The 5,084-nt window shown below is 44.3% G+C and carries 4 protein-coding genes and 1 pseudogene; 1 reads left to right on the forward strand and 4 read right to left on the reverse strand.

Going from position 1 to position 5,084, the window contains the following annotated elements; all coding sequences use genetic code 11:
• The 3 genes and pseudogenes from Q0668_RS17035 to Q0668_RS17045 form a co-directional block, all read right to left on the reverse strand.
• Positions 1–344 (reverse strand): annotated as a pseudogene (locus tag Q0668_RS17035) (hypothetical protein); the annotation flags it as partial.
• Positions 344–2,089: a hypothetical protein gene (locus Q0668_RS17040; protein WP_298866794.1), complete on the reverse strand. Its 1,746-nt coding sequence runs from the start codon at positions 2,087–2,089 to the stop codon at positions 344–346. The gene Q0668_RS17040 and the pseudogene Q0668_RS17035, both read right to left, overlap by 1 nt.
• Positions 2,090–2,329: 240 nt before the next feature.
• Positions 2,330–2,935, reverse strand: coding sequence for an HAD family phosphatase (locus tag Q0668_RS17045; RefSeq protein ID WP_298866796.1), 606 nt, complete (start codon positions 2,933–2,935; stop codon positions 2,330–2,332).
• 320 nt (positions 2,936–3,255) lie between these two features.
• Between Q0668_RS17045 and Q0668_RS17050 the strand changes: the two genes are divergently transcribed.
• The gene (locus tag Q0668_RS17050; protein WP_298866798.1) at positions 3,256–3,753 is read left to right on the forward strand and encodes an acetolactate synthase; all 498 of its coding nucleotides are present in this window, start codon (positions 3,256–3,258) and stop codon (positions 3,751–3,753) included.
• Positions 3,754–3,766: 13 nt separating this feature from the next.
• On the opposite strand, the gene Q0668_RS17055 is transcribed toward Q0668_RS17050, so the two are convergent.
• Positions 3,767–4,801: a Gfo/Idh/MocA family oxidoreductase gene (locus tag Q0668_RS17055; RefSeq protein ID WP_298866800.1), complete on the reverse strand. Its 1,035-nt coding sequence runs from the start codon at positions 4,799–4,801 to the stop codon at positions 3,767–3,769.
• Between the last annotated feature and the right edge of the window lie 283 nt (positions 4,802–5,084).

Genomic DNA, 5,084 nt, shown 5'->3' on the forward strand with positions numbered 1-5,084 from the left:
CGCATTTCAAGCCCTGAAAGGGACTTCGAATCGTCAAAGGCCGCCTCAATCCCCCAGAACCTTAGGGCATGATCCACATGATTAATACGAGGTGTTTTCCCCCTGAACTGAGGACGCAAACGATAAAGAACACGTGCGAGATCTTCATTCGAAACGATGCTGGGACGATCATAAAGCGGAGTTACTTTAAGAGGATTCAGTCGTATTTGTGGTAATTGCTTCTGCTCTTCCCATGAATGAAATCGAACTGCCCCCCAGCCGATGGCAACACTGACTAATAGAATATGAAATCCGAGATAACACGCAACACTCAATTTTTTTCGAAACGGTGTCTTCATCTGCATTAGGGCTGTACCTCGCTCTCTGATTTGTCAGCCGCAGCTTTCTTTCTGTCTTGATCCTGACTTATGGCCGAAATCAGCTTTGGTTCACGAGACACGACTATTCCGAGATCATCTTCATAAACAATTTGAAATCCTTTTAATCTGCGAACTTGTTCGTCCAGTTTGACCTGTTTTTCTTTATGAATAACAAATGTGGAAACGTTATACTTTTCTGCAACCGACTGCCATCCCCGACTCGCTCTTGCGATTCCCAGGTAATCCTTCCAGACACGGGGAGGTGTTAAATGCACCGCATTCGTCGTCATAAAAACATTCATTCCAGGCGGGCCATCCCAAACCAACCAGTCGCCCCACCATTGAGGATTCCAAACCTGTCCCTCGGGAGGGTGTAACTTTAAAAATTCTGTTAACTTTCGCGGGGTCCCCTGACTATAAATTTTGTCTATTTTGCGAGGCGTGCCGCCAAACAGGGGAGTTGCGATATTGGAAAAAGCAAAACCAAACCAAATGATCAAGACACAAAATGCTGTAATTACAGGCGATTTTTTAGACCAGAATGACATTTTTTCTGATGATTCAGCAGCCAAACGTTGCTCTTTCTGACCTATTCTTGGAATCACATTCGCCAGATGGGGAACCATGGCATAGACAAAAACCACCGAAAACCAACCAATCATTCGCACGCCAATAATCACCGCCAATGAGAGCAGCCCGACACGTAACACATCTGCTGTTCGGATTGCTTCCCGACTACGCCGAAAAAGGCCTAACATCAATACCCATGAGGCACAGAACCAGATTCCTTCCGCATCCCGAAATTCCAGAGGTTCCCACTCCAAAACATCTTTCAAGTTCGGATTTCGTGGAAATGTGAGAGAGTTGAGAAACAAATCAATGTGATAGGGATTGAGCAAAGCCCCACAGACAGACAACTCTGTGACCACTAGCCAGCGCCTGACCCATTTGTCAGTACAGATTTCAATCAGACTGCGTGTTCTCCAGCCAACTTCGATGACTCTTCCCAGGAATTGCAGCCCCAGTATCGCCAGTCCTACTACAAAAGATCCATGCAGATTCGCCCATGCCAGAAAAATCAATGGGATACCGAAATATAATGAAATCAGCAAGGTTTTCGGTATTTTTTGAGTTTGCTTGAGAGAGTGATCGGGATCATCTTCAGGCAGCAAACTTGATTTGATGGAATCGTATTTTTCCGACCAGGCCATGATAACTAGTAAAAGCGCCACACATAACGTTCCAAATATTTCCGGTCTGATGATCGCAATTCGACTCGAAGCGATGACCACAAGCAGAAAAGAGGCTAATGTACTCACACCAACTCTGCCGGATTTCAGGTAGAAGGCGAACCAGAACAGAACATGCGTCGTAAATACAGTCAACGCAAAAATATGTGATAAACCTCGTACACCCCAAACGCCATTGACTTTGGCAAAAATGATCTGTGAGAGCCAGGCAGCATCGATGCATCGCACCCCTTCTGCGAGGGAGAGAAAAGGATCGTATTGTGGCAAAGACTGATTCGCCAAAATCCAGTCCCCATAGGAAACATGTCCCCAGATGTCCGAGTAAAAAATGTGGACATTGCCAAAATAGAAAAACAATGTCGCAAACCAGAGACATGTGATTAATTGCGGCCAGCCCATTGAGAGCAATTCGCGATGCGAACGCTTCACTTTCACCGAAGTCAAAGATTCTACTGAACCAGTATGGGAATCGACCGACATAACGCCTTCCACTCATAAAACGAACGTAACTTCTTATGCTACGTCAAAAAACCAGGTTCTTTCTGCTACATTTGAAAAGATTCTGACGTAGTCCCGCAAACAATGTTCCAAAGGGACACGGCTCGAATGTATAGAAGAACAGACTGTAATGGCTCAGCTAAAGAAACTGATCAATCTGTAAAGAAGGATGTTTTAAACTGGATACATAGCATCAGAAAGTATTTTTCCTTCAAATTTCACTTAGACTTGAATTCCACGAGACGCCAATTGGCCCATCAGGGATGCGGTATCAGTAAAGACTTCTGCCTGTATTTTCAGTTTTCTGGCTTCGCAGATATATTCGGGGATATCATCTGTATAAAACGCCTCTTCCGGAGCACACTGAATCTTTTCCAAGGCATACCGAAAAATCTCTGGCTCTGGTTTAATGGCGCCTGCTGCATAGGATGTCGCATAATCATCAAACCGCTGGAGTACATCGTATTGATTCCAGATAAATTCAAAATGTGAAACACAGGTGTTAGACAATAAGACCAATCGATAACCGCTGGCCTTTAAAGAATCCAGTACCGGAAGAATTGAAGTGTTCAGATCAAAAATATCAGAACCGGCAACGACTAACGCTTCGTAATCGATGCTTTGGTCTACTGCTTGTTCAAACCTCTGATGAAACTGAGCGGGAGTTAAGTTTCCCCGTTCGTACTCCCACTGCATCCCGGATTCGATCAGAAGCGTCTGTATTTCACTCGGCGATCGACCGCAGAGATGCCCCATTTGTTCACACATTTTGTCATGTGAAAAAAAAGCCAGAACATTTCCCATATCAAATAGAAAGGTACGTATCAAAATTCGGGTCCTTCAGAAATCATTTCTTTGACATTTTTATCTGGATCATCCAAGTTGTATGTGACAATGTTAATGATCACAAGTGACTTTAATCCTCGTTGAATTGAATTTTTTCCCCTCAAACACACTTAATTAGGCTGATCGGGAACAGAAGAATACACCTCTTATTGACGATAGATGATAATTTTCTTAAATTGCCTCTAGATAAGAACTTGATGAGAGCTAGTTCCTAGCGCAGTTCTTATCACAATGCGTTCAGGTTTGCACGGTGTTTCTGAGCCCACTATCAATCCTGACTGCTTAGTCTGTGGAGAGAATCGATGGATTTTGAAGATCAATCTTCCTACCCCTCAGGGGAACAAGGCAAAGAATGGCCCTGCCTGCGTCAATTTTGTGTGTTTATGGAAAACCGTGTCGGTTATCTAAATCAACTCTTAAAACTGCTCGAAAAATTTGATCTCAGGATCATCGCTTTGAGTACCGTTGACTCAGTAGATGTGGCGATGAGCCGTATTGTCATCGATAATTACGAGCGGGCCCGTGAAATTTTTGAATTGTCGAATTACACATTCTTCGAAAAAGATTTGATCGGTGTCGAACTACCTGATGACACTCAGCCTTATATGAAAATTTGTCTCGCATTACTACAGGCAGAGGTGAATATCGATTACACTTACCCACTCCTTTACCGGAGACATGGAAGAGGCGCCATTGCACTTTGTGTGGATGATATCGATCTCGGCATCAGAATCCTTACAGAGCAGGGACATCGAATCATCACTGAAAAAGACCTCAAAGACGATGACGAGTATCTGTAGCGGAATGAACAGATCAATCGTTTGAAATTGTCTGTGTTTTTCCCGATTTGGCTGCATCATAAAACGCATAAATCGTTCGAATGATTCTCAAACTCTCGCGACTCGTTAATAATGGATCTCCGTTACCTGCCGCGGCTTGAACCGCTTTTCGTACGGCAGGTGTATATCCACGCGGCTCAACCGGTTGATCAAATCGATATTTTTTCCCATTATGGTTGAGAGTCCATTCCAGAGGACGATCCTCAAACGGAACCATTTCCAGCCAACCTTTGCTGCCCCAGATTTTGATCATGGATTGATATCCCCGGTTCATAAAATAGCCGGCTGTCAATGTACCTAAAAATCCGGCTTCGTAACGAAAAGACAACGCTGCAGAGTCTTCCACGTCAATCGGCTGCCCTCCCACCAGTGCAGTGAACCCCGAAACATCTGTGATGGAAGATTCTGTCAGATACATTGATAAATCAAGCCAGTGAATGCCAAGCCAGGAAAGAAATCCGCCTCCGGCTCGATCTTTGTGTGCATACCAGCTCTTGTGATAGACAGGACTTGATAACCGAGTCTGATCAGCTAGCAATGTCATATCTACGCCGTAGATCTTTCCAATCGTACCGTCCTCGATCAATGACTTCGCAAACCGGATTTCCGGATTCGTTCGATTGGCCAGAGCCAGCGTTAAATGCAAATGCTTACTCTCTGCAATTTGAACCAACGGCTCAAATTGCTGGACACTCAGACAAGCTGGTTTTTCTGCAAATACATGACAACCATGTTCTAAAGCCAAACTGATCGTTTGAGGCGCCTGTCTGGCTTCCATCGTAACCAATGCCAGATCAACTGTCTCATTCCCAAGCAATGTTTCCGGTTTCTGAAATACCTGCTTAAGTTTGGAACCAAGTTGGCTGCGAGCTGACTTTTCCTGTTGTCCACTCGGATCAGATAGATAGACTTCCTTGACTTCATCGATCTCTTTCAAGGCAGAAAAGTATGCCCCTAAATGGGCTCCGGTCTCATTTGTCAGTACTGCTACAGAAATTTGCTTCTTCATCCTCGCTCTCCTACAGCCATTATTTTGTGTTCGCCGAATCCGTGTTGAAGCTCAACGTTGCATTTTATGCTGTTTTGTATATTTTATAACTATATCCATTCTGCTTCCCTTCTACCAGAACCAACTTTGTTTCTAGAGAATGAGAGCATTCCCCTGTTTCAGGATCAGTTCGTTGTTAGCAAGCCACCTTGTCGCACCAGGAAAAATTGAACTTATCGAAGTTCCCGAACCCGAACTCTCGTCTGTATCGTCACTCCAATCTGGTCACGGAGAAATCATCTTT

The organism is uncultured Gimesia sp., assembly GCF_937910335.1.
Lineage (GTDB): Bacteria > Planctomycetota > Planctomycetia > Planctomycetales > Planctomycetaceae > Gimesia.

Coding starts and splice junctions, on each gene's coding strand:
- Q0668_RS17040 (WP_298866794.1), bottom strand. CDS start 2,089: ATGTCGGTCGATTCCCATACTGGTTCAGTAGAATCTTTGACTTCGGTG.
- Q0668_RS17050 (WP_298866798.1), top strand. CDS start 3,256: ATGGATTTTGAAGATCAATCTTCCTACCCCTCAGGGGAACAAGGCAAA.
- Q0668_RS17055 (WP_298866800.1), bottom strand. CDS start 4,801: ATGAAGAAGCAAATTTCTGTAGCAGTACTGACAAATGAGACCGGAGCC.